23 protein-coding genes are annotated in these 23,855 nt (G+C 64.9%); 9 read left to right on the top strand and 14 right to left on the bottom strand.

The features are described from left to right. Positions 1 to 81 precede the first annotated feature (81 nt). Entirely contained in the window at positions 82 to 2,769 is a 2,688-nt protein-coding gene (locus NLM25_RS06795; protein WP_254136492.1) for an EAL domain-containing protein, read from the bottom strand. A gap of 202 nt (positions 2,770 to 2,971) precedes the next feature. On the opposite strand from NLM25_RS06795, the gene NLM25_RS06790 reads away from it, so the two are divergent. After that, on the top strand, positions 2,972 to 4,075 hold the full coding sequence (locus NLM25_RS06790; RefSeq protein WP_254136491.1) for an NAD(P)/FAD-dependent oxidoreductase: 1,104 nt from the start codon (positions 2,972 to 2,974) through the stop codon (positions 4,073 to 4,075). A 172-nt stretch (positions 4,076 to 4,247) separates the two neighbouring features. Here NLM25_RS06790 and NLM25_RS06785 read toward each other — a convergent pair whose 3' ends face one another. Then, positions 4,248 to 4,430, bottom strand: a complete 183-nt coding sequence (locus tag NLM25_RS06785; protein WP_057757317.1) for a YdcH family protein — start codon at positions 4,428 to 4,430, stop codon at positions 4,248 to 4,250. A gap of 345 nt (positions 4,431 to 4,775) precedes the next feature. Between NLM25_RS06785 and NLM25_RS06780 the strand changes: the two genes are divergently transcribed. The 3 genes from NLM25_RS06780 (at position 4,776) to NLM25_RS06770 (ending at position 5,603) form a co-directional block, all read left to right on the top strand. Beyond that, the gene (locus NLM25_RS06780) at positions 4,776 to 4,982 is read left to right on the top strand and encodes a YdcH family protein (RefSeq protein WP_008546179.1); all 207 of its coding nucleotides are present in this window, start codon (positions 4,776 to 4,778) and stop codon (positions 4,980 to 4,982) included. A gap of 129 nt (positions 4,983 to 5,111) precedes the next feature. Further along, entirely contained in the window at positions 5,112 to 5,330 is a 219-nt protein-coding gene (locus tag NLM25_RS06775; RefSeq protein ID WP_254116186.1) for a hypothetical protein, read from the top strand. 21 nt (positions 5,331 to 5,351) lie between these two features. Next, on the top strand, positions 5,352 to 5,603 hold the full coding sequence (locus NLM25_RS06770) for a hypothetical protein (protein ID WP_254136490.1): 252 nt from the start codon (positions 5,352 to 5,354) through the stop codon (positions 5,601 to 5,603). A 2-nt stretch (positions 5,604 to 5,605) separates the two neighbouring features. Here NLM25_RS06770 and NLM25_RS06765 read toward each other — a convergent pair whose 3' ends face one another. Then, positions 5,606 to 6,307: a GGDEF domain-containing protein gene (locus NLM25_RS06765; RefSeq protein WP_254116184.1), complete on the bottom strand. Its 702-nt coding sequence runs from the start codon at positions 6,305 to 6,307 to the stop codon at positions 5,606 to 5,608. A 141-nt stretch (positions 6,308 to 6,448) separates the two neighbouring features. Between NLM25_RS06765 and purE the strand changes: the two genes are divergently transcribed. Next, positions 6,449 to 6,937 (top strand): 5-(carboxyamino)imidazole ribonucleotide mutase, encoded by a 489-nt coding sequence (gene purE, locus NLM25_RS06760; RefSeq protein WP_254116183.1) that lies wholly within the window; start codon positions 6,449 to 6,451, stop codon positions 6,935 to 6,937. Continuing rightward, positions 6,934 to 8,040 (top strand): 5-(carboxyamino)imidazole ribonucleotide synthase, encoded by a 1,107-nt coding sequence (locus NLM25_RS06755; protein ID WP_254136489.1) that lies wholly within the window; start codon positions 6,934 to 6,936, stop codon positions 8,038 to 8,040. The genes purE and NLM25_RS06755 overlap by 4 nt, the downstream gene beginning before the upstream one ends. A 36-nt stretch (positions 8,041 to 8,076) precedes the next feature. Here the strand turns inward: NLM25_RS06755 and aqpZ are convergent, their stop codons facing one another. Then, the gene (aqpZ, locus tag NLM25_RS06750; protein WP_254116181.1) at positions 8,077 to 8,799 is read right to left on the bottom strand and encodes an aquaporin Z; all 723 of its coding nucleotides are present in this window, start codon (positions 8,797 to 8,799) and stop codon (positions 8,077 to 8,079) included. Between the two features lie 263 nt (positions 8,800 to 9,062). Between aqpZ and rpsU the strand changes: the two genes are divergently transcribed. Both rpsU and NLM25_RS06740 read left to right on the top strand, forming a co-directional pair. Next, positions 9,063 to 9,359 (top strand): 30S ribosomal protein S21, encoded by a 297-nt coding sequence (gene rpsU / locus NLM25_RS06745; RefSeq protein WP_008546194.1) that lies wholly within the window; start codon positions 9,063 to 9,065, stop codon positions 9,357 to 9,359. Between the two features lie 127 nt (positions 9,360 to 9,486). Next, complete coding sequence (locus NLM25_RS06740) at positions 9,487 to 10,140, top strand: tetratricopeptide repeat protein (protein WP_254136488.1); 654 nt, start codon at positions 9,487 to 9,489, stop codon at positions 10,138 to 10,140. Between the two features lie 20 nt (positions 10,141 to 10,160). Here the strand turns inward: NLM25_RS06740 and NLM25_RS06735 are convergent, their stop codons facing one another. The 10 genes from NLM25_RS06735 to NLM25_RS06690 form a co-directional block, all read right to left on the bottom strand. Then, positions 10,161 to 11,069 (bottom strand): hypothetical protein, encoded by a 909-nt coding sequence (locus tag NLM25_RS06735; protein ID WP_254136487.1) that lies wholly within the window; start codon positions 11,067 to 11,069, stop codon positions 10,161 to 10,163. A gap of 96 nt (positions 11,070 to 11,165) precedes the next feature. Beyond that, positions 11,166 to 11,450 (bottom strand): cupin domain-containing protein, encoded by a 285-nt coding sequence (locus NLM25_RS06730; protein ID WP_092186856.1) that lies wholly within the window; start codon positions 11,448 to 11,450, stop codon positions 11,166 to 11,168. A gap of 28 nt (positions 11,451 to 11,478) precedes the next feature. After that, positions 11,479 to 12,576 carry a calcium:proton antiporter gene (locus NLM25_RS06725; protein WP_254136486.1) on the bottom strand — a complete coding sequence of 366 codons (1,098 nt, stop codon included), beginning with the start codon at positions 12,574 to 12,576 and terminating at the stop codon, positions 11,479 to 11,481. A 60-nt stretch (positions 12,577 to 12,636) separates the two neighbouring features. Further along, positions 12,637 to 13,437 carry an alpha/beta hydrolase gene (locus tag NLM25_RS06720; RefSeq protein WP_254136485.1) on the bottom strand — a complete coding sequence of 267 codons (801 nt, stop codon included), beginning with the start codon at positions 13,435 to 13,437 and terminating at the stop codon, positions 12,637 to 12,639. A gap of 212 nt (positions 13,438 to 13,649) precedes the next feature. Beyond that, entirely contained in the window at positions 13,650 to 15,047 is a 1,398-nt protein-coding gene (locus NLM25_RS06715) for an NAD(P)(+) transhydrogenase (Re/Si-specific) subunit beta (RefSeq protein WP_254136484.1), read from the bottom strand. 38 nt (positions 15,048 to 15,085) lie between these two features. Further along, positions 15,086 to 15,403 (bottom strand): proton-translocating transhydrogenase family protein, encoded by a 318-nt coding sequence (locus NLM25_RS06710; RefSeq protein WP_212248738.1) that lies wholly within the window; start codon positions 15,401 to 15,403, stop codon positions 15,086 to 15,088. An 11-nt stretch (positions 15,404 to 15,414) separates the two neighbouring features. Then, on the bottom strand, positions 15,415 to 16,542 hold the full coding sequence (locus tag NLM25_RS06705) for a Re/Si-specific NAD(P)(+) transhydrogenase subunit alpha (protein WP_254136483.1): 1,128 nt from the start codon (positions 16,540 to 16,542) through the stop codon (positions 15,415 to 15,417). 138 nt (positions 16,543 to 16,680) lie between these two features. After that, positions 16,681 to 16,833, bottom strand: a complete 153-nt coding sequence (locus NLM25_RS06700; RefSeq protein WP_008136857.1) for an aa3-type cytochrome c oxidase subunit IV — start codon at positions 16,831 to 16,833, stop codon at positions 16,681 to 16,683. 131 nt (positions 16,834 to 16,964) lie between these two features. Continuing rightward, on the bottom strand, positions 16,965 to 19,952 hold the full coding sequence (locus NLM25_RS06695) for a cell division protein (RefSeq protein ID WP_254136482.1): 2,988 nt from the start codon (positions 19,950 to 19,952) through the stop codon (positions 16,965 to 16,967). 225 nt (positions 19,953 to 20,177) lie between these two features. Next, the gene (locus tag NLM25_RS06690) at positions 20,178 to 22,160 is read right to left on the bottom strand and encodes a M3 family oligoendopeptidase (RefSeq protein WP_254136481.1); all 1,983 of its coding nucleotides are present in this window, start codon (positions 22,158 to 22,160) and stop codon (positions 20,178 to 20,180) included. 127 nt (positions 22,161 to 22,287) lie between these two features. Here NLM25_RS06690 and NLM25_RS06685 point away from each other — a divergent pair, with 127 nt between their 5' ends. Next, a complete protein-coding gene (locus NLM25_RS06685) occupies positions 22,288 to 23,784 on the top strand; it encodes a sigma-54 dependent transcriptional regulator (protein WP_254136480.1) in 1,497 nt (498 codons plus the stop codon). Positions 23,785 to 23,855 lie beyond the last annotated feature (71 nt).

The following is a 23,855-nucleotide window of genomic DNA, read 5'->3' as shown; positions in this document are numbered from 1 at the left end:
ATGAAATCGGAACGGAGCGCCAGATTATGTTTTGACGCGTTTTCTTTACGCGACCCGGGATCCGCTTGGCTCGAAGACGCTCTAGCCGGTCTTGAGCGCAAGCTCCAAGGTCTCGGCGCGGCCGACGAGGCCGGCATATTTCCCGATCGGCAGCGGCTTGCCGAGCAGGTAGCCCTGCACGCCGTCGCAGCCCTCCTTGGCAAGGAAGGCGAGCTGGTCGAGGGTCTCGACGCCCTCGGCGATGATCGACATTTCGAGGCCATGGCCGAGATCGATCACGGCGCGCACGATGGCCGCCGATTGCGGATTGCGGCCGAGATTGATGATGAAGGCGCGGTCGATCTTGATCTTGTCGAACGGGAACGCCTGGAGATAGCTCAGCGAGGAATAGCCGCTGCCGAAATCGTCCATGGAGATGCGCACGCCGAGCGCCTTCAGCCGGCGCAGCAGTGCGAGGCCCCGATCGAAATCCTCGATCAGCACGCCCTCGGTGATTTCCAGCTCGAGCCGGCCGGGTGCGAGGCCCGTCTCGATCAGGATTGAATGGACCAGCCCGACCACGTCGCCGTGCATGAACTGCGCCGGCGACAGATTGACCGCGACCTGGAGCGGCTTCGGCCAGGACGCCGCCTCTCGGCAGGCCTCGCGCAGGATCCACTCGCCCATCTCGACGATCAGGCCGCTCTCTTCCGCGATCGGGATGAATTCGGCCGGGGAGACCTGGCCGCGCACCGGATGCTGCCAGCGCGCCAGCGCCTCGAAACCGATGATGTCGCTTTCCATGACGCTGTGGCCCGCGACGCCCTGCGGCTGGAAGGCGAGCGAGAGCTCGCCGTTCTTGATCGCCATCGAGAGGTCCTGGTGCAGCACGCGGCGATCGCGGATCTGCTGGTCCATCTCCGGCTGGTAGAGGCTGATCGTGCCGCGCGACTTCTGCTTGGCGCGGAACAGGGCCGCGCCGGCATTGGCGAGCAGCGAGGCGGCATCGGTGCCATTGTGCGGGAAGATCGACATGCCGGTGGTGACGCCGGCGCGGACCGCCCGGCCGTCGATCTGGAATTCCTGGGCGACGGCGTCGCCGATTTGCTGCGCCAGCGCAAGACCCGCCTCCGGCTGCTTGCCGTCGATGATGAGGCCGAACTCGTCGCCGGACAGGCGCGCCACCACGCCGCCGCGCGCGGAGTCCTGGAGCCGCTTGGCCACCTCGATCAGGAGCTTGTCGCCGAGCGCATGGCCGAAGACGTCGTTGACCTCCTTGAGGCCGTCGAGGTCGACGCACAGGACGGCGAACTCCTCGCTGGTCCCCTCGCAGGCCTCGATCATCTGGGTCAGCGCCTGCAGGAAGGCGGCGCGGTTCGGCAAATCGGTGAGGCCATCGTGATAGGCCATGTGCGCCATGCGCGACTCGGTCTGCCGGCGGTCGGTGACGTCTTCGTGGGTCTTGATCAGATATTGCGGCTCGCCGGCATCGCTGAGCACGGTGGCGCGGCGGGTCAGGAACAGCCGCAGGCCGTCCTTGGTGGAGATCGGGTGCTCCTCGGTGATCATCCCGCGCTTCTTGATCGCGGCCTCGTCGCGCGCGATGATCAGCTTGGCTTCCTTGGGATTGAAGATGTCGGACGCGGTCAGGCCCGTGGCCTCTTCGCGCCGGCGGTTGAGGATCGTCTCCGCACTGCGGTTGGCGAGCAGATAGCGGCCGTCCTTGACCTCCTCCACGATCAGCGCCACGGGGATGTTGTCGACCACGAGCTCCAGGAACTTCTTCGTGCTCTCCAGCTCCTGCGACAGCGAGCGGCGGTCGGTGATGTCCTCGAACACGAGCATCAGGAATTCGGGCTTGTTGCTCTCGTTGCGGACCACGATCCGCATCGAGGCGACCATGCGCCGCTCACCGGCGCGGTCGACCTCGAATTCATTGCGGAACTGGCCATCCGGCGAATTCAGTGCCGCCCGATCGGTCGCCTCGATGCTGGCCGCCGAGATCGGAGCGAACAGCTCACGCGCATTCTTGCCGACGACGTGGTCGCGCGAAAACCCCCAGAACCGTTCGTAGGCGCTGTTGGCGAAGATGTAACGGCCGTCCTCGATGTTCTTCGCGGCGACGCAGGCCGGCACGTTGTCCAGCACGGTTTCCAGGAATTGCTTGGTGGAGGCGAGCTGCCGCGACAGCCTGCGCTGCTCGCTGACGTCCAGATGCGTCGCGACCGAGCCGCCGTTCGGCAGCACGTAATATTTCACCAGGATGGCGCGGTCATCAGGCAGCTCGGTGATCAGACCGTTGGGACTCGCCGCCTTCTCATAGAACTCTTCGTCGGAGACGCCTCCGAGAACCCCGCGCTCGCGCCGCAACTTGAGGACGTCGTAGCCGGTCATGCCGGTCCACAGATCCGACCGCGACAGGCCGTAGATCTCGAGATAACGGTCGTTGCAGAAGATGATGCGCCGCTGCGCATCCGTCATCACCACGCCCTGGTTGAGATTGTTCATGGCGGAGGAGACGAAGGCGTTGCGCCGCAACTGCAAGCGCCTGGTCCGGCGCAGCGAGGAATGGATCCACAGCGCGATCGCGGCCAGGAACGCACAGACGACGATGCCGCCGATCAGGGCTTCCCAGACCACGTTGGGATCGAGCGTGCCGAGATAGCTCGGCGGGGCCAAACCGTCCGAGAGGGCAAAGGCGCGCGCAGGCGCGACCGCGCTGCCCAGGCCCACGACGGCCTGCACAGCAATCGGAAGCGTGCTGCCCTCGTGCCAGTTCTTCTCAGCCATCAGCCACCCGCGATTTCAACGTCGGATTGTCTGGCTTCACGGGTTTGGATCGGGTAAACGCCTGTACGCGCAACAGAAAAATGTGGCGCCAAATACGGCAATTGCCCTGACATGATAAATGCTTCCTTAATGCAAAACGGACCCGCGCCCTCATTCTCAGGCCTGACGCCACCGGCGCTTTCAGCGGATGCATTGCACAACCATGGATAAAGTCGATTGCGTCGTCATCGGAGCCGGCGTGGTCGGGCTCGCAGTGGCTCGAAAGCTCGCCCAGGCCGGGCGCGAGGTGATCGTGCTCGAGGAAGCCGAGGCCATCGGCACCATCACCTCCTCGCGCAACAGCGAGGTGATCCATGCCGGGATCTACTACCGCGCCGGGAGCTGGATGGCACGCATGTGCGTCAGCGGCAAGCACGCGCTGTACCGCTACTGCGGCGAGCGCGGCATCCCGCACAAGAATTGCGGTAAGCTGATCGTCGCGACCAGCGCGAAAGAGACCGAGAAGCTGCAATCGATCAAGGCGCATGCCGAGGCCAACGGCGTGCTCGACATGCAGCTGCTCACGGGCGAGGCCGCACGCGCGCTGGAGCCGGCGCTCGCCTGCGATGCAGCGCTGCTGTCGCCGTCGACCGGCATCATCGACAGCCACGCCTACATGCTCTCGCTGCGCGGCGAGGCGGAGGCGGCTGGCGCGGCCTTTGCGTTTCACACCCCGCTGCTCCGCGCCAAGGCCGCCGGCGGCGTGATCGAGATCGAGGCCGGCGGCGAAGCGCCAATGACGCTGCAATGCGACCTGCTCGTCAACGCCGCCGGGCTCTCGGCGACAAGTGTCGCACGCCACATCGACGGCATGCCGATGGACCGGATTCCGCTGGCCTATCTCGCCAAGGGAAACTACTTCAGCTGCAATGCCAGGGCGCCGTTCTCGCACCTGATCTATCCGGTGCCCGAGCCAGGCGGGCTCGGAGTGCATCTGACGCTGGACATGGCGGGGCAGGCGCGCTTCGGCCCCGACGTCGAGTGGATCGAGACGATCAATTACGAGGTCGATCCATCACGCGCCGAGCGCTTCTATCCGGCGATCCGGAAATACTGGCCGACGCTGCCCGACGGCGCGCTGATGCCGAGCTATTCGGGCATTCGCCCGAAGATCGTGCCGCCGGCGGTGGCCACGCAGGATTTCCTGATGCAGGGCCCGCGCGATCACGGCGTCGAAGGCCTGATCAACCTGTTCGGGATCGAATCGCCGGGACTGACGTCATCGCTCGCGATCGCGGATCACGTCGCCGAGCTCGCAAACGTCTAGCGCGATTTCGAGCGAAGCGGCTACCGGTGTGCGTCAGGAAAACCCGTCCGGACAAAAAAACACGCCGCGCAAATAGCTTTGCACGGCGCGCACCTTTCGGCAGGGGATGAGTGCAATAGCTCTCACCCCTGCGTGAAAGGGTACGTTCAACTCTATACTGTTACGGGGGTTACTAGTGGAGCGTGTCGCCGGTTTGCTTCAGACGCTCGATCTGGTCCTTGACCATCAACTTCCGTCGCTTCAACTCAACAATTTGCAGGTCGTCCGTTGAAAGGTGCACAAGAGCTTCGTGTAATTCATTTTCGAGAGTCTTGTGCTTCCGCTCCAATTCAACCAGATGTGCCTGAATTGTCATTCGAAACCTCCTCGGTAGGGGTAACCTTGGATTCGATCCGGACGACGAAGTGTACATCACCGATTCGTTCTGTCGATGGATATCCGTCGTCGCAGTGTCATTTTTGAAAATTCATATGTAACGAAGCGTGACCAATGTAATGACGCGCAACTAAGGAACCGCGGCTGAAAAATCCATGATATCAATGCGCTCGCGAAGCGCCGCAGCGGCCCGCAGAAATATGTTGCGGGAGATCGGCGCGCGAGGGTCGCAGATCGCTTGCGATCACGCCGCGCAAGGACGATAATTTCCACAGGCATCCACAGCCTTGAATCTCACGCTATCCGGTTTTCGGCCACCGCAAACATGACCAATGAAGACGAGCGTGAGCTCGAAGCCGAGCTCACCCGGTTGCAGCAGGAACACCGAGATCTCGATGCGGCGATCGATGCGTTGCATCAATCGCCCGCCCCCGACCTGTTGCGGTTACAGCGGTTGAAGAAACGCAAGCTGTTGTTGCGCGACCGTATCGCGTTCATCGAAGACCAGATCACGCCGGACATCATCGCCTGATCCGCGAGCCCCTTTTCGCGGCGGCTCGCCACACGCGAATCCGCTTGACTCGAAAAGAACAAAATAGGAACATTCGGGCATCCCAACGCGCGCCAGGAAACACCCAGGAACCCCCGAGGACAAACGCAGATGTCGGCAACCGCCCTTCTCGACAACAGCCATTATGAACAGGCCTGCGATCAGGCGATCGCGATGTGCGACGGCAACCTGCGCAGCACCATCAAGGCGCTGATCATGGCCAACGAATATCTGGAAGCCGAGCTGGAAGAATTGCAGGCGGCGATTTCGGCCGGCTGCATTCCCGAGGCCTCGCGCAGCAAGATCCGGAGCACCAGCAGCGCCGCCTGAGTTCAACATCGGAGCAACGCCATGTCGGATGTGACCTACTACGTTGCAATGCCCTTCCTGATCGATGCCGACGGATCGCCGGTCGCGGGCGCCGCGGAGGAATGCCAGAGCTCGGAGGCCGCGTTGCGGCGCGCCGAGATCCTGGCGCACGGTGCCGGCCATATCGGCGCGGTTGCGTTCAGCCGCAGCGGCGATCCCATGACCGGCGAATTCGGCGACGCCACGCTGCTGCGCAAATTCGGCAACGTGCCCGAAGATCTGGCCACGCTGTAAGATCAGTTGCTGACCAGCCTGATCCCCGGCTCGTGCCGCCGGTGCGCCTTGCGCACATACATGGCGGCATCAGCCTCCTCCAGCGCGCGGCCTGCATCGGACTGCGCCCCCAGCAGCGCGACACCGGCGGAAGCGCCCGCGGTCACGTGCTGACCGCGAAAGTTAAACGACAATTCGTCGATCGCCTGCTCGAAGGCCGCGGCCTTCGCCTTGGCATCGGTCTCGCTGAGATTCCAGAGCAGCAGCGCGAATTCGTCGCCGCCAAGCCGGCCGACCACGTCCGAGGCGCGGACCTGCTGCGTCAGGGTGGCCGCAATCGCCTTGAGCACCTCGTCGCCGGCGGCATGGCCGAAGGAATCGTTGATCGGCTTCAGACGATCGACGTCGAGTGCGATCAGCGCGCCGCTGGCGCGATAGCGTTTCATGTAGGCGATGGCGCGCGCGAGCTCGCGCTCGAAGCCGCGCCGGTTCGGAATCTCGAGCAGGAAATCGGTGTCGGCCGCGGCTTCCAGTTCCGCGACCCGCCGCTCCGCCTCCTTGAGCTTGCTCCGCAAGCCACGGATGGTCGCCTTGGCGCCGTCGGCGGCCGACGCGCCGCGCCGCGCCGGCCTGGCCGGGCGCCTGGAGGCGGCTTTGGATCGGCTGACGCTGGTTTTCCGGCCCTTTTTGGCCTTCGCAGCGCTTGCCCTTTTTGGTTTCTTCATGGGCATCCTGCTCAATGAAGGCTTGCGGGGATTCACCAAGACAGGATAGTGCATTCCCTTCTCCTTGCCACCGCCTTGCGAGCCACCGGCCGGAACCGTTAATCTGGCCTATCTTTCTGTTTTCCGAGCACAATTGACGTCATGACCGCGCCTATCGCCATCATCATGGGAAGCCAGTCGGACTGGGAGACGATGCGGCATGCCGCCGACACGCTCGCAGCGCTCGGCGTTGCCGCCGAGACCCGCATCGTTTCGGCACACCGCACCCCCGACCGGCTGTTTGCATTCGCCAAGGGCGCCAAGGCCGCGGGCTACAAGGTCATCATCGCCGGCGCGGGTGGCGCTGCGCATCTGCCCGGCATGGCGGCGGCGCTGACGGAACTGCCCGTGCTCGGCGTTCCCGTCGAATCGAGGACGCTGAAGGGCATCGATTCGCTCTATTCGATCGTGCAGATGCCTGCAGGAATCCCGGTCGGCACCCTCGCCATCGGCAAGGCCGGCGCGATCAACGCGGCGCTGCTTGCGGCTTCAGTGCTCGCATTGTCCGACCCGGCCCTGTCCGACCGCCTTGTCGCCTGGCGCAAGGCGCAGACCGAGGCGGTTGCCGAGCGCCCGGAGGACAAGGCGTGACTGACGCAAAGCAGGTGACGCTGAAGCCCGGCGACACCATCGGAATCCTCGGCGGCGGACAATTGGGGCGGATGCTGGCCATGGCTGCGGCGCGGCTCGGCCTGCGCTGCCAGGTCTTCTCGCCCGACCCGGACTCGCCCGCCTTCGACGTCGTGCTGAACGCGACCTGCGCCGAATATGCCGACGTCGAAGCACTCGAGCTGTTCGCCAACGACGTCGATGTCATCACCTACGAATTCGAGAACGTGCCGTCTGCCGCCGCGATGGTGCTGGACGCGCGCCGCCCGGTGCTGCCCAACCGCAAGATCCTCGAGACCACCCAGGACCGGCTCGCCGAGAAGGATTTTGTCACACGGCTCGGCATCGGCACGGCCGCTTACGCCGACGTCACCTCGGTGGCTTCGTTGCGTGAGGCCATCGTCAGGATCGGCCTTCCGGCCGTGCTCAAGACCCGCCGCTTCGGCTATGACGGCAAGGGCCAGGCCATCATCCGCGAGGGCGACGACATCGCCAAGGTGTGGACCAGCCTCGCCACCAAATCGGCGATCCTGGAAGCCTTCATTCCGTACGAGCGCGAGATTTCCGTGATCGCGGCGCGCTCGGCCACGGGCCAGGTCGAATGTTTCGACGTCACCGAGAACGAGCACCGCGACCACATTCTGAAGATATCCCGCGCGCCCGCGCCGATCCCGGATGCGCTGGCCGAGGAGGCCCGCAGCATCGCCGGCAAGATCGCCAGCGCGCTCGACTATGTCGGCGTGCTCGCGGTCGAGATGTTCGTGCTCGCCAACGGCACCGGGCCGAAGGTGCTGGTCAACGAGATCGCCCCGCGCGTGCACAATTCCGGGCACTGGACCCTCGACGGCGCCTCGGTCTCGCAATTCGAGCAGCACATCCGCGCCATTGCCGGCTGGCCGCTCGGCAAGCCCGTGCGCCACGGCGAAACCGTCACCATGACCAATCTGATCGGCGACGAGATCAACGATTACGAGAAGTGGCTGACCGTCCCGGGCGCGACCGTGCACATCTACGGCAAGGGCACCCCGCGCCCCGGCCGCAAGATGGGCCACGTCACCGAAGTCAGGCCGGCGAAGGGCAAGTAGCGGGACCGCGGCGCATGCTGCGATCCCGCCTTTCGATCAGGCCGTCTTCGCGCCCGCGACGACGCCCGAAGGCTCCTCGCTGAGCCAGCGATAGATCACCCCGCCCAGCGCGCCGCCGATCAGCGGTGCGACCCAGAACATCCAGAGCTGCGACAGCGCCCAGCCGCCGACGAACAGCGCGGGCCCCGTGCTGCGCGCCGGGTTCACCGAGGTGTTGGTGACGGGGATGCTGACGAGATGGATCATCACCAGCGCGAGCCCGATCGCGAGCGGGGCAAAGCCCGCAGGCGCGCGGCCATGGGTGGCGCCCATGATGATGAACAGGAACATCATGGTCATCACCACCTCGGTGACGAAGCAGGCGACCATGCTGTACTGGCCGGGCGAATGCGCATCATAGCCGTTCGAGGCAAAGCCCTTGGTAACGTCGAAACCGGGCGCGCCGCTGGCGATCACATAGAGCAACTGGGCGGCGACGATCGCGCCGCAGACCTGCGCGATCACGTAAGGCAGGATCTGTCCTGCCGGGAAGCGCCCGCCGGCGGCAAGCCCGACGGTGACGGCCGGGTTGAGGTGGCAGCCCGAGATGTGCCCAATCGCGTAGGCCATGGTGACGACGCTCAAGCCGAACGCCAGGGACACGCCGACCAGGCCGATCCCGACCTGCGGGAAGCCGGCGGCGATCACCGCACTGCCGCAGCCTGCGAATGTGAGCCAGAATGTGCCGATCGCCTCGGCAGCGTATTTCTTCATATCCATGTGGCGTCTCCCCTGATTCCTGGATTTCCGGAGCTAAGCTCCGGGAACTGCCCCGACCTTGGCGCTAAACCACCCAAATCGGGGCCGTCCAGAGGTATTTTCGCCGCATTTAATGGCTGAACTTGGCCCGAAAACCTGCTTGGCAGGTGGACATCGCGGGTTTTGTCTGATACATCCGCGCCCTCAAGGTTAAGGGCTTGCGCGTTTCGCCATCCCCTTTGACTTACCAGAATTCAAATCCGATCCACTGAAGAGGATGCCGCGTGCAGGTTCTCGTTCGCGATAACAATGTCGACCAAGCCCTCAAGGCGCTGAAGAAGAAGATGCAGCGCGAAGGCATTTTCCGCGAGATGAAGCTCCGCGGTCATTACGAGAAGCCCTCCGAGAAGAAGGCCCGTGAAAAGGCCGAGGCCGTGCGCCGTGCGCGCAAGCTGGCCCGCAAGAAGCTGCAGCGTGAAGGCCTGCTGCCGATGAAGCCGAAGCCGGTGTTCGGCGCCGGTCCCGGCGGTGATCGTGGCGGCCGCGGCGGCCCGGGCGCAGGTCCGCGCGGACCGCGCTGATCTTGTCTCTCTGCAAGACTTGAGTTTTCGATGACGCGGGCCCTTGGCCCGCGTTATTGTTTTGTGAGCGGTGCCTTCTCTGGGACGGGGGCACTACCGATGCGGCACCAGCGCGAGCGAACCGTAGATGGCCTCCCCTTTCCCCGAGCGCAGCTTGGCGCGGCTGCGCCCGATCTGGCGACAGCCGCTCGCGCTCGGTTTGATGGGGATCGTGCTGTGCAGCTGCTCCTTCGACCTGGGCTCCCTGATGCCGGAGAAGGAGAAGCCGCAGGAGGCACCCAAGGCGGCCGCCGCTCCCTCCGACAGTGCCGTCAGTGCCGCGAGTGTCAGCGAGGCCCAGGCGCACACCGCAAAAGGCCAGGCCCTGGCGAAGTCGGGGGAGACAGCCGGCGCGCTGGACGAGTTCAACCGGGCCGTCGCGCTCGATCCCTACAATGCGCAGGCGCTCTATGGCCGCGCGCTGATCTACCAGGGCAACAACGAGCACAACTTCGCCATCGCCGATTTCAGCGCCGCCAACGGGCTCAATCCGCAGAAGGTCGAGCCGCTGCTCGGCCGCGCCGCCAGCTATCTCGCCCTCGGCAAGATCAAGGAAGCGGCAGCCGATCTCGATGAGGCCTCCGAGGCCGATCCGCACAATGCACTGGTGTGGACCGCACGGGGACAGGCCTACGAGCGGCTGGGTGACAAGGCTAAGGCGGCGGCGTCCTACAACAAGGCGGTCGCGCTGCGTCCACGCGACGATGCCGCCCGCAGCGGCCTCGCCCGCGTCGGCGGCTGACGGCGCGGCAGCTACCGGTCTTAATCGGGGGTGGAGTTCTTCGGCAGGACCGAGTGGAACATCGACTTCATGCCCGACAGCATCTCGTCAGCCACGTTGGTCTTCTTCGGCCGCGGCATGGCGCCACCGGCATCGGCGCGCAGATCGAGCGGCGGCGCGATCATCGGGACCGGAATGTCTGCCGGCGGCGTCATCCGGTTCGGATCGTCATTGCCGACCGAGGCCGTGTAGGACGGCGACGAACCGTTGTTGCCATAGGCCTCGGTTGAAGGCGTCGACACCGTGATCGGCGGCGGCAACGGACGCACCGTGGCCGGATCCGTGCTGATGACGCGCGGCGCCTCCGGGGCGCGGGCGGCCTCCCGGACGGCAGGCTCCGGCGATCGCTCGGCCGATTTGGTCTCGGAAGATCTGGCCTCGGCGGCCTTGCCCTCAGGCGACTTGCGCAGGCGCTCGATGGCGGCGCGCGCGAGGTCGTTGGCGTCGGGGGTCGCAGCCGGGGAAGCCGACGCCGAATTGGCCTCGACCACCGGAGCGGTGGCTGCCGGGGGCGCCTTGGCGGCGGCCTTCTCACGCGCCGCCGGGCGGCCGTGCGAAGTGGTCTCGGCGGGCGCAACGTCCGCAGCCTTGGTGTCCGCAGCCTTGGTGTCCGCAGCCTTGGCCTCGGACTTGTCGGCGGGTTTCTCGACCGCCGCCTTCTCGGTCACGTTCTTCTCTGAGACACCCTTGGCCTTGACGCCGGGTGCGGGGAGGTTGGCGGTATCCGCCGGCTTGGCGTCCTTGCCGGCCTCGGCAGGCGCCACCACGGCCGCGGGGGCATCGGCCGCCGGCTTGGCGTTGATGTAGTGGTTAACGATGTACGCCCCGATGATCGTCGCGAGCACCGAGGGGAAAATATCCATCGAGATTTTAGCGAAGTATTTCAGCATTTCTCGGCCACTCCCCGCGCGATCAGATGCGGGAACTTTGGGGCATTGTAAGGGATCAACTGCGACGGATCGATGGCAAAGGGTAACCGGCTCGCCTTACGGCTTCAGCTCGATCTCAAGGAACACGATCTCGGTTGAGGTTTCGTTAAGTACGTCATGTTGGACCCCGGCCTTGCGGAAATAGGATTTTCCAGCCGCCAGCTGCGCCTTGGAACGCTCGCCGCCGGGCGCCACGATGGTCATCTCGCCGGCGACGACGGGAACAATGACATAGTCCATGCCGTGGGTGTGGTGCCCGGTCGCGCTGCCCGGGGCGAGCCGCCATTCGGTCACCCGGACCTCTTCGTTGTCGATCTGAACCTCGGACCTGGCGGCAAGCATCGGAATCTCTCCTGGGGGGAATCGTGCCTCAGGGCACGAAAACCATGAACACGTAGACGGCAAATACCACCATATGGACCAGCCCGAACAGGACGTTCGTCCTGCCCGTGCCGAAAGTCAGCATGCTCAACAAGAATGTCAGGAACAATAGTGCCGTGTTCTGGGGATTGAGGCCGAGCACGAGCGGCTGGTCGAGCGCGTAGGTGGCGAGCCCGACCGCCGGAATGGTCAGGCCGATGGTTGCGAGCGAGGAACCGAGCGCCAGATTGATGCTCTTCTGGAGATCGTTCTTTCGGGCCGCAGCGATCGCGGAGACCCCCTCCGGCATCAGGATCAGGAGGGCGACCAGCAGGCCCGCGAACGCCGGGGGAGCGCCGATCTGGACTGCGACAGCATCGACCACCAGCGAGAACTTCTTGGCGAGGAGAACGACGGCGAGCAGCGAGACCAGCAGCAGCGCGACGCTGAGCGCCAGCATCCTCCCCGACAGGTGCGCCTCCCCGCCCTCGCTGTCCGCCCGGTCGTGGACGAAGTAATCCTTGTGCAGGACGATCTGGGTGTAGAGGAATACGCCGTAGAGCACGATCGTCACGAGATCGACGAAGCCGAGCTGGAGTGTCGAATACATCGGGCCCGGCGTCGTCAGCGTGTAGTTGGGCATGATCAGCGTGATGGTTGCCATTGCCATCAGCACGCTGAGATAGACGTTGGCGCCCGAGACCTGAAAACCCTGCTCGCGGTAGCGCATGCCGCCGATGAAGACGCAGAGGCCGACGAGGCCATTGCAGACGATCATCACGACCGCGAACACGGTGTCGCGCGCGAGCTCCGGCGCCGGCTTGTCGCCCAGCATGATCGTGGTGATCAGCGCGACCTCGATGATGGTCACCGCCAGTGTGAGCAGCAGCGTGCCGTAGGGCTCGCCGATGCGCTCCGCGATCACCTCGGAGTGATGGACGGCCGCGAACACGGTGCCGAACAGGATCACAAGGAGCACGATCGCGAACAGGCCGCCGCTGGCCGACAGGGTGAAGCCGTAGCCGGTCGCGGTCACGATCAGGAACAGCAGCACCGCCAGAGCGGGGAAGATCCATGACGACCGCGGCATCGGTCCGTGTGCGCTCATGCAGGCGATTCCTTCAAGTGACAGACCGATTATGCGCGAGAAGATCGCGCCCGTCAGCCCTCAGGAGCCGTTGATGAACTGCCGCGCCGTCTCGGCGATGCCAAAGTTGCCGAGATCGTCGTGCCCGCCGCCGGGGATCCGAACGAACTGCTTCGGCTCGTGCGCCAGCGCAAACAGCTGCTCGCCGAATGCAATCGGGATGGTCTGGTCCCGTGCACCGTGGACGATCAGGAGCGGTGCCGTGACGCGAGCGATGCGCTCATCCGAGTGGAAGGGGTCGCGGATCAGGAGCCGGACCGGAGCGAACCAGAAATGCGCGGCGGCGACGTCGGCGATCGACGTATAGGGCGCCTCGAGGATCAGCTTTCCGACCGGGTGCCCGGACGCGATCGCAACCGCAACGCCGGTGCCGAGCGAGAAGCCCCACGCAACGATCCGCTGGGGATCATAGCGTGCCGTCGCGAATGAATAGGCGGCCGCGCCATCCCGCAGCAGGCCGTCTTCGCTCGGCGCACCGCTGGAGCCCGCATAGCCGCGATAGGACAGCGCGACGAGGCCGGTGCCGTCGGCCGTGATGTCCCTGAAGCGGCCAGCGAGGCCCGCGAGAGAATCGCCATTGCCATGGAAGAACAGGATGACGGCACGACCCGGCTGTGGCGGAACGTGCCAGACGATGACCTTCTCGCCGTCCGACGTCGTCAGGACGTGCTCCTCGGCTTGTGGAAATCCCGCCGCGGAAGGTGCCGTGCGCTCGGCGGTCGGGATCGGAAACAGCATGCTGCGCTGCTTCACGAACAGCAGGACGAGACCGGCGAGGTAGCCGGACGCAAGAACGATGGCGGTCCATTTCAGGAATGTCATCGCGGCCCCGCTATTCCAGAGCTCAGGGCTTGCGACGACTCTCGAGCAATTTGAGGACGTCGGCACGGATGCTCAAGGGAATCTCGCGGCAGCCGCACGCTTCGGCATGGGCTCTGTGCCAAGCGACGCGCTGCTCGCGCGTCGCCTTGTGTGGCATGCGATGGGACCGGTGCCACTCCTTGTTCATGGCCAGGTCCGCTCGCCTTCTCGCCCTACATCGCCTTGACGATGTTCTCGGTGACCTTCTTGGCGTCGCCGAGCAGCATCATGGTGTTGTCGCGATAGAATAGCGGATTGTCGATACCGGCATAGCCCGAGGCGAGCGAGCGCTTGATGAACATCACGGTGCCGGCCTTCCAGACCTGGAGGACGGGCATGCCGTAGATCGGCGAGGTCTTGTCCTCTTCGGCCGCCGGGTTGGTGACGTCGTTGGCGCCGATCACGAAGGCGATGTCGGCCTGCGCGAATTCGGAGTTGATGTCCTCGAGCTCGAACACCTCGTCGTAAGGGACGTTGGCTTCGGCGAGCAGCACGTTCATGTGGCCGGGCATGCGGCCGGCGACCGGATGAATGGCGTACTTCACCTCGACGCCTTCCTTCTTCAGGATGTCGCCCATTTCACGCAGCGCGTGCTGGGCCTGCGCCACCGCCATGCCGTAGCCGGGCACGATGATGACCTTCTGCGCGTTCTTCATGATGAAGGCGGCGTCGTCGGCCGAGCCGAGCTTGGCGGGCTTCTGCTCGCCGCCGCCACCGCCCGCCGCCGCGGTCTCGCCGCCGAAGCCGCCGAGGATGACCGAGATGAAGGACCGGTTCATCGCGTGGCACATGATGTAGGACAGGATCGCACCCGACGAGCCGACCAGCGCGCCGGTGATGATCAGCGCGGAATTGCCGAGCGTGAAGCCGATGCCCGCGGCGGCCCAGCCAGAGTAGGAGTTGAGCATCGAGATCACGACCGGCATGTCGGCGCCGCCGATCGGGATGATCATGAGCACGCCGAGCGCCAGCGCGAGGATGACGATCATCCAGAAGTCGAACGCGCTGCCGCTCAGCACGAGGCCGACGATGAACACGACCAGCAGGATAGCGAGGACGATGTTGATGGCGTGGCGGAACGGCAGGATGATCGGCGCGCCGCTCATGCGCGCGGACAGCTTCAGGAACGCGATCACCGAGCCGGTGAAGGTCAGCGCGCCGATGGCGACGCCGAGCGACATCTCGACCAGGCTCTGCGGATGGATGTTGCCGGGGGTGCCGATGTCGAAGGCCTCGGGCGCGTAGAACGCGCCGGCGGCGACCAGCACCGCGGCCATGCCGACCAGCGAGTGGAAGGCGGCGACCAGTTCCGGCATCGAGGTCATCGGCACGCGGCGGGCGATGACCGCACCGATGCCGCCGCCGATCGCGACGGCGAGGATGACCAGCACCCAGGCCACGCCGTCCGCCGGCGGATGGCTCGCGAGCGTGGTCGCGACCGCGATCGCCATGCCGATCATGCCGAACAGATTGCCCTGGCGCGACGAAGCCGGGCTCGACAGCCCGCGCAGCGACAGGATGAACAGCACTCCCGCCACGAGATACAAAAATGCAGAGAGGTTGGCGCTCATCTCAGGTCCCCATTATCCCATCAGCCCGAGGTGGCCGCTTACTTCGACTTCTTCTTGTACATCGCCAGCATGCGCTGGGTGACAAGGAAGCCGCCAAAGATGTTCACGCAGGCGAAGATCAGCGCGACGAAGCCGAAACCGCGCGCCCAGCCGGAGCCGCTCGAGACGTTGGCGACGCCAACCGCGAGCAGCGCGCCGACCACGATCACCGAGGAGATCGCGTTGGTCACGCTCATCAGCGGCGTGTGCAGCGCCGGCGTCACCGACCACACCACGAAATAGCCGACGAAGACGGCGAGGACGAAGATCGACAGCCGGAAGATGAAGGGGTCGACGACCTGTGCAGCATGCTCCATGGCGGCTCTCCTTAAACCTTCGGCTGGAAGTTCGGGTGGATCACGGCGCCGTCCTTGGTCAGGGCGGTGGCCTTGACGAGCTCGTCGTCCCAGTTCACGGTGAGCTTCTTCTCCTTCTTGTCGACCATGGTCTCGATGAAGGAGAACAGATTGCGTGCGTAGAGGCTGGAGGCCGAGGCCGCGACGCGGCCGGCGACGTTGGTGTAGCCGACGATCTTGATGCCATCGAGGTCGACGACCTCGCCGGCCCTGGCGCCCTCGACATTGCCGCCGCGCTCGACGGCGAGATCGACCAGCACCGACCCCGGCTTCATCGACTTGACCATCTCGCCCGAGACGAGCTTCGGCGCGGGCCGGCCGGGAATCAGCGCGGTCGTGATCACGATGTCCTGCTTCTTGATGTGCTCGGCGGTGAGCGCGGCCTGCTTGGCCTGGTATTCCTTCGACATCTCCTTGGCGTAGCCGCCGGCGGTCTGCGCGTTCTTGAACTCCTCGTCCTCGACCGCGAGGAACTTCGCACCGAGCGATTCCACCTGCTCCTTGGTCGCGGGCCGCACGTCGGTCGCGGTGACGACGGCGCCGAGACGGCGCGCGGTCGCGATCGCCTGGAGGCCGGCAACGCCGACGCCCATCACGAACACCTTTGCGGCGGGCACGGTGCCGGCCGCGGTCATCATCATCGGGAAGGCGCGGCCGAAGGCTTCGGCACCCTCGATCACGGCGCGGTAGCCGGCAAGGTTCGCCTGCGAGGACAGCACGTCCATCACCTGCGCACGGGTGATGCGGGGCATCAATTCCATCGCGAAGGCGGAGACGCCGGCATCGGCGATCGTCTTCAGCGCAGCCTCGTTGCCGTAGGGGTCCATGATGGCGATGACGAGCGCACCGCGCTTGTACTGCGCGAGCTCGGAGGCTTCGGGGCGCTTCACCTTGATGATGATGTCGGCGTCCTTCAGCGCATCGGCGCTGACGGTGGCGCCCACGGCGGTGAATTCGGAATCCGGCAGGCCCGATTTGAGGCCGGCGCCCGGCTCGACCGCGATCTCGGCGCCCAACGCCTTGAACTTCTTCACCGTATCGGGCGAAGCGGCGACACGCGGCTCCGACGGATCGATTTCCTTGGCAACGGCGATCTTCATAGGTCCTCCGGCGGCGCGGGACAGCGCGCGCGCAAACTTAAGCGTTACTCCCGCAGCGTTCGATACCGGTTTTGTGACCGGCTTAGATGCAAATATTCTGGGCAGCAGCTGCCGTTGACGTGTGCAGCTGCCGATAGGTCAGGTCAGGAAGATCGCCATCAGAATCACGATGAGCGCGACCGAGGCCGTGCCGTACTTCACCAGCTTGATGAAGCCCTCATAGGTCTGCTCGTGGGCAACGTAGTCGTTGCCGTCTGCGGTGGTGTACGCCACTTCGCTATGGTCAGCCATGTATTGTCCCCAGTCGAAAGTCTAAATCTTGGGCTGGGATACCGCAAACCTTCGGGCAGGGCAACGGCAGGGATGCTGGGTTTTCCCGCAAATCAGCCGATTTGGAATTCCGATTGCCGGGATACCGCCGCTCAGCCCTGATCGATCATCGCCGCTGTCGCGCTCGCGGCCTGCCGCTGACGTACCGGAAGACCGAGCGCCTCTCGCACCGCGTCGATCGCCGGCTCGCCCGCTTCGGTGAATCGGGCCATATGCGGATCGACACCGCACCCGACCGCGACCGGATTGTCACCGGACAGGAAACCGTGAGCCATGTGGAAGCCCAGCGCGCGGTAGACCTCGAACTGCTCTTCCGAGAAGAACTGGTCGCCCGTGGTCTCGTGCGGGAAGCGGTCGTTTCGCCGCGCGTAGTCCCGGATGTAGTCGTTCTCGTCGCCATTGAGCGACGATTTGACATAGACGAGGTAACCCTGCTCGTCGCCGCCATAGTCGATGGTGCCGATTGCGACGTGGACGAGGTCCCGCGCAGTCTCGTCATGTTCGTCGGCCGCGCCGGGATCGCCCGCCTTGTCGGCATTGCGCGCCATCAACGCACGCGTGCGCTCGCGAATCGGCGTCCAAGGCAAGTCGATCCGGACGCCGAGATCGATGCGGGCGTAACGCTGCAGCGTCATCAGGGAACCGAAATTCATCGGCGCGTCGGCTTCCGCATCGACCGCGATGATCACCTTGCAGCGGCGGCGCAACAGCTCGTAGACGCCGAGATTCTCGATATGGCCGCCGTCCGTGAGATAGACGCTGTCGCTGTTCTCGTACAGGCGCCCCGAGATCTCCGACCAGAAATAGAGCGGCGTCGAGCGGCGCTGCGGCCGCACGCGCTCGTCGACGTAACGCGGGTTCTTCAGCCAATAGCCAAGCCGGACGTTGAGCAGCGCCAGCGTGGGCGTCAGCGCCTTGATCGAGCTCGACCCCATGTTCGAGGAGGCCGCAGCTCCGGAGATCGCCATTGCGGTGGCGAGGTCGAGACTCTGCTCGTCGTCCTGCACCAACGCCGTGGGCGCATAGCCCGTCGCCTCGCTGCCGACGTTCAGGGCGGAGAACACGAAGAAGTCCGCGTTGCGCCCGCGCCGGTTGGCAAAGTCGGAGCCTTGAATGTTCAGCGCCGTATTGATGAGCTGATAGGGCGCGTGCAGTTTCGGCGTCGCCGGCTGCCCTGGAATCCGGGCCATCGCGGCCGGAGCCGCGTAGAGATCGGTCAGCTTCATGCGATCGAGCGCCTTGAAATCGCGCCCCTGGTCGAGACTGGCTTCGGCGGGCGCGACGCGCCCGTCGGCCGAACGCGTCGGATCGAACAGGAAGGCCTTGCTCAGGCGATCGCGATAGAGCCGATGCAACGAGTTCGCATTCGGCGTCAGGCAGAACGAGATGGCGAACAGGACGACGCCGGCGAACGTGTACAGGATCACCATGTGAAGACTGTAGGAGTAGCCGAGTTCCGACGCCTTGCCCTGGAAAAGGTCGGGAAAGCGGGCCTGAACCACATGTCCCGCCTTCTGGGCCAGGAATTCGAGCCACGCGGGAGCATGCCAGGTCGGCGTCAGCCGCTCGGCATCGGCCACCACCGGCGGCGCGGCCGTCGGCATGATCTCGGCTGACAGGGTTCCCTTGCCGGCATCGAACTGCAGCCTGCCTGCCAGATTGCCGGACGGCGCGTTCGACTTGGCGCTGGCCAGGCACTCTCTTTGCGAGATCGCGCCCAGGGTCGACGGGCACCTCTCGAACAGATCGTTGGCGATGCCCCAATACGACAGATAGAGGTATGCGACCCAGATGACGAGCGGAAGCGCAAGGCCCGCGATCCATAGCGCGACCTTGGCGACGACCGCGAGCACCAGCGAACCCCATTGCGAGGAAGCGCTGTTGCCCTTCAGCAATTCCACGAATTGCTGCCTGAACGCGGTGACGAAGACACCAATGGGCGCAGCCACCGCCGCGAGCGACTTGATCCAGGTGATGGCAACCGCACCCGCCGGTCCACCGATCGCGCTGCTCTCGGCGACATCGAACATCTGCCCCAGCATGAAGGGCTGAAACTCGAAGAACGCAATCACCGCCAGCAGCACCAGGAAGGTCGCGCCCATGCTCGGCCAATGCGAACGGAACTCCTGCCGCTTTCCGGGACTTGCGAGCGACTGCTTGAGGGCCCAGCCGAAGAACAGAAAGCCCCCGATGATCGCGATCGCCAGGGACAGCGCGAAATGCTGGACCTTGAGAAACCGCGCGAAGTCGCACGCGACGCCCAGCAACAACGCGATCCCGCCAATGTAGGCGAACACGACGCTGGGACCGCTGCCGCGGACGGAGCGGGAGGCGAGATAGGCCAGCCCGCTGCAAAGGAACATCACCAGCGCGATCGCCAGGCCGAAGGTGCTGAAGCCATAACGGTCGATGTCGCTGAAATCGTGCAGCTCGCACAACGTCCTGTTGTTGAGACTGACGCCGAAGATGTTCGCATCCGTCAGGCAGCTCCGCAGCGGCGTCGACCAGATGGTGACGGCGGCAAGCAGCAGCACGATGGGCAACGTCAACCCGATATTGGCGACCAGTCCCCGCACGACGATCGCGACGCCGGTCAGAAGATCGCGGGCACCGGCAGGGATCAGATAGTTGGAATAGTTGCGCAGGTGTCCGACCGACGGCGTGTCGCTGATCTCGGCGGCCGTGACGCTTCCGCCGGCGGGCCTTTCGCCGAAGACAAAGCGCCGTGCCGTCGTCATGGTGGCACTGAGAGAGGTGCCGATATAGCCGCCGCCCGATACCGTGGAGAGATAGTCGATCCGGCCGATCAAATTGTGGTGGTTCAGTGCCTGCAGCACACCGAGGCAAACGGCCGACGAGCGAATGCCACCGCCGGACAACGCAAGCCCGACGACGTCGAGCAACTGGCAGGGTTGCAGGCCATCGGCATCGAGGCGCCGTTCCGGCTCGCGCCGCGTGTTGATCGCCTCGATTTCATCGCGGACGATCTGATGGTGTTTCTCGCACCAGGGCGTTTCCTGATCGACGGCAGCAGCATTTCTCGCCATCGGGGCCGGCGCGGCGGGGCTTTGATCGAGCATGGGTGCCTCCCCAGGCAGAAACCGATCAATCCACAATCAATGATAGAAAATCATTTCCCGAGTATCTGTTGAGTTAGTCTTGCGGACTGCGCGAACGTTCAATCCCACGTAGCAGGATGCCGGCCTCCGCCGCGAAGGTCGCCCGGCGCGCAGCAATGGAACTCGTGGCCGCAAAGGCTTGCAGCACCCGCATTCCGCGCACCGGCAAGGATCTCGCGCTTCGCCTCAGCCCATCGCCTCGAGCTCGTCGATCATCCCGGCGATGACCGAGAGGCCGCCGTCCCAGAACTTGGGGTCCTTGGCATCGAGCCCGAACGGCCGCAGCAGCTCGGAATAATGCTTGGTGCCGCCGGCGGCGAGCATGTCGAGATAGCGCTCGGCAAACCCCTCGGCCGCGTTCTCGTAGACGGCATAGAGCGAGTTCACGAGACAATCGCCGAAGGCATAGGCGTAGACATAGAACGGCGAGTGGATGAAGTGCGGGATGTACATCCAGTAGTTCTCGTAGCCCGCCTTGATCTCGATCGCCGGCCCCAGGCTCTCGCCCTGCACCGACAGCCAGATCTCGCCGAGCCGCGTCGCGGTGAGCTCGCCGTTCTTGCGTTCGGTGTGGACCGCGCGCTCGAACGAATAGAACGCGATCTGCCGCACCACGGTGTTGATCATGTCCTCGACCTTGCCGGCGAGCAGCGCCTGGCGCTGCTTGGCGCTCTTGGTCTGCGCCAGTAGCCGCCGGAAGGTCAGCATCTCGCCGAACACGCTCGCGGTCTCCGCCAGCGTCAGCGGCGTCGGCGCCATCAGCGCGCCGTTCTTGGCCGCCAGCACCTGGTGCACGCCATGGCCGAGCTCGTGCGCGAGCGTCATCACGTCGCGCGGCTTGCCCTGGTAGTTCATCAGCACATAAGGGTGCGCCGACGGCGTGGTCGGATGCGAGAACGCGCCCGGCGCCTTGCCGGGGCGAACCGGCGCGTCGATCCAGCGGTCGGTGAAGAAGCGCTCGGCGATATCGGCCATCTCGGGCGAGAAGCCGCGATAGGCCGTCAGCACCATGCTGCGCGCGTCGGGCCAGCCGATGACGTCGGTCGCGGCGAACGGCAGCGGCGCGTTGCGGTCCCAATAGGCCAGCCGCTTCTTGCCGAACCATTTCGCCTTCAACGCATAATAGCGATGCGACAGCTTCGGATACGCCGCACGCACCGAGGCGACCAGCGCATCCACGACCTCGCGCTCGACCCGGTTGTTGAGATGGCGGGAATCCGCGACATCCTGAAAGCCGCGCCAACGGTCGGAGATGTCCTTGTCCTTGGCGAGCGTGTTCGTGATCAGCGCGAAGGTGCGCTCATTGGCCTTGAAGGTTTTCGCCAGAGCCTCGGCGGCGCTCTTGCGCTTGGCACCGTCGCGGTCCTGCAACAGATTGAGCGTCGGCTCGATCGCGAGCTCCTTAGGCCCGACCTTGAAGCGCAGGCCCGAGATGGTCTGGTCGAACAGCCGGTTGAAGGCGGAATAACCGGTCTGCGACTTCTCCAGGAAGAGCTGCTCGAGCTTGTCGTCGAGCTGATACGGCTTCTCCTTGCGCAGATCCTCGATCCAGGGACGGTAATGTGCGAGCTCCGGCGCCTGCATCGCGCGGTTCAAGATATCGTCATCGACGCGGTTGAGCTCGAGCGCGAAGAACAGCAGATGCGTGGACGCCGCCGTCAGGCGCTCCGAGACATCGCCGTAAAACTTTGAAATCGCAGGGTCCACGCTGTCGCCGGCATGGACGAGACCGGCGTAGGAGCCGAGACGTCCGGCGAGATCGTCGATCGCCTCATAGCGTCGCACGGCCCCGGCGAGCCATTTTCCGCCATCTTCATTTGCTGTCCCTGTCGCGAGCTTGCCCTTGTAGTCCGTCTCGAACGCGACGCAATCGGCATCCATCTTTTCGAGATCGCGCGCCACTTCCGGCGCATCGATCCCGGAATAGAGATCGGCGAGGTTCCACTCCGGAAGCTTGCCGGTCTTGCTCGCAGGCTTTGCGGGTGCAGGCTTGGCGAGCGAACGTTTGGCGAGTGAAGCCTTGGCGAGTGAAGCCTTGGAGGGTTTGGCCTTGGCGGCGGATGTCTTGGTGCTCGGCTTGCGGAGAGCGGGCTTGCTGGAAGCGGGCTTCTTGGGAGCAGACGTTTTGAGAGCGGTCTTCTTGAGAGCGGGCTTGGAGCGCGAAATCATTGTGTGGGAAACCTGTGTTCAACAAGCGCGACGGCGGGCGGGGGCATCAAGGTTTAAGAGTGCGTTAATCGGCTTCGGCCAGAGTGCCCCGATTCGAGACAGATAGTAGTAGCGTGCGGGGAACACCATGGCTGCCTGTATTTTGATCGCCGACGACGACGCTGTAGCCCGCCGGCTGGTCGAGAACATGGTGCAGAAATGCGGCTATGAAACGGTCGTCGTGGACTCCGGCGATGCTGCGATCGCCGCCCTCACCGCCCCCGATGCACCGGCGATCGACGGCGTCATCCTCGATCTCGTGATGCCCGGCCTCGACGGCATGGGCGTGCTGGCGAAAATCCGCGAGGCTGGCCTCGGAATCCCCGTCATCGTGCAGACCGCCCATGGCGGCATCGACAATGTGATCTCGGCGATGCGCGCGGGCGCGGCCGATTTCGTCGTCAAGCCGGTCGGCCTGGAGCGGCTTCAGGTCTCGTTGCGCAACGCGCTCAATGCCTCCGCGCTCAAGGGCGAATTGCAGCGCATCCGTCACAGCCGCGAGGGCCGGCTGACATTCTCCGACATCATCACCCGCGCCGAGGCGATGGCCGGCGTGATGCGCGCCGCGCAGAAGGCCGCGGGTTCGTCGATCCCTGTGTTGATCGAGGGCGAGTCCGGCGTCGGCAAGGAGATGTTCGCGCGCGCCATCCATGGCAGCGGCGAGCGCAAGGCCAAGCCGTTCGTCGCGGTCAATTGCGGTGCGATCCCCGACAACCTCGTCGAGTCCATCCTGTTCGGTCACGAGAAGGGCGCCTTCACCGGCGCCACCGAACGCCACACCGGCAAGTTCGTCGAGGCCCATGGCGGCACGCTGTTTCTGGACGAGGTCAGCGAGCTGCCGCTGACCGCGCAGGTCAAGCTGCTGCGCGCGCTCCAGGAAGGTGCGGTCGAGGCGGTCGGCGGCCGCAAGCCCGTGAAGGTCGATGTCCGGATCGTCTCGGCAACCAACCGCAAGCTGCTGGAGCGGGTGAAGCAGGGACACTTCCGGGAAGACCTGTTCTATCGCCTCCACGTGCTGCCGCTGACGATCCCGTCGCTGCGCGCCCGTCGCGAGGACATCCCGCATCTGCTCCGGCATTTCCTGGCGCGCTTCGCCGCCGAGGAGAACCGCCCCATCACCGGGATCAGCGGCGAGGCCGTGGCGCATCTCACCCAGCTCGACTGGCCCGGCAACATCCGCCAGCTCGAGAACGCGGTCTACCGCGCCGTGGTGATGAGCGACGGCGACCAGCTTGACCTTGCCGACTTCCCCCTGCTCACCTCGCAGCTGCCTGCCGAGACCGACATCCCGACCGCCCCGCTGCTGCTGGAGCCGATGGCCGCGCCCTCGGTGGTATCGGGTGGTGAAATACCGATCGCGCCGCTGCCCCTGGCGGGTACCCTGTCCATGCTGACCTCCACCGGCGACGTCCGCCCGCTGGAGGACATGGAGAACGAGATCATCCGTTTCGCGATCTCGCATTATCGGGGCCAGATGTCCGAAGTCGCCCGCCGCCTCAAAATCGGCCGGTCCACCCTCTACCGCAAACTCGATGAAGCCGGGGTTCCCGGACATGGCGGAAAAAGCGGTGAGGAGACGCACTGAGCCTCATGCGAACGGAGGTTCGCGTGGCGCTGCGATGAGGCCGCAAGCCCTTCGCATTACGGCAAAATTCG

The organism is Bradyrhizobium sp. CCGB01 (genome assembly GCF_024199795.1).
GTDB lineage: Bacteria > Pseudomonadota > Alphaproteobacteria > Rhizobiales > Xanthobacteraceae > Bradyrhizobium.
Note: the sequence above shows the minus strand (reverse complement) of the source record. Positions and strands in the feature narration are given on the sequence as shown.